The sequence below is a fragment of the Enterocloster alcoholdehydrogenati genome, assembly GCF_013282095.1.
GTDB lineage: Bacteria > Bacillota > Clostridia > Lachnospirales > Lachnospiraceae > Enterocloster > Enterocloster alcoholdehydrogenati.
Genome location: NZ_BLTJ01000042.1, coordinates 1 through 739 on the forward strand (window position 1 = coordinate 1; position 739 = coordinate 739).

At 47.6% G+C, this 739-nt stretch carries 1 pseudogene; it reads right to left on the reverse strand.

The features are described 5' to 3' along the window. A pseudogene (locus tag HW447_RS17815) lies at positions 1-683 on the reverse strand (hypothetical protein); the annotation flags it as partial. Between the last annotated feature and the right edge of the window lie 56 nt (positions 684-739).

Sequence of the window (739 nt, forward strand, 5' to 3'; positions counted from 1 at the left end):
CTCTGGCCACCTTCCGATGCCATCAGTCCCAAAAATGGCCGGCTGCTATGTTTCTTTGCCCACTTCTCACACGGTTGTTCTTTCATGTACAGGCAACACTTATTCGATACCAAAAATGGGGCTATCTGGTAATTTACTCCCTCATTATCGTTCTCATAACCTGCAAACAGCTCCAGCCACTTCTGCGGCATTTTCATTCGACTCTTCTTGGCATAATGTCCCTGAGCTCCACACTCGCCTGTAATAATTGCATGGCGGACCGTCTTATTCTTCTCTGTGGGATGCTGTAGCGTATCAATCCGGCCTGCAATCTTCTTGGAGATTACCGGGAAACCATATTCCTGCAAAATCTGTACTTTGGGCTTCCCTGGCATGATAGATATTACTCCCAAGTCCCTATGTATCTTCTGAATACTTCTATCCTCCAAAGCTGATACAGATATAGCTGGAACATCAATCCCAATCTTCTGGAGGAACATCAGGAGCACAATGCTGTCCAGCCCACCCACACTGACATGGGCATTCAGCCCCATTTCATCCAGCTTGTCTATGTACTCTCGGGCCCGCAGCTCTGCTCTTCTCACCTTTACCTCGTAAGGCAGGGCCTGCATGGCGGTCATCTGCGCTTTCTTTTTCTTCTTTTCGGTCTTCCACTCTTCTGTAGTTAATTCTTTCTTTTCCATTTTTCTGAAAGGAACCTGCTATAGCATTACCCCGGCCGGAGGTTCCAGCTCCTTTC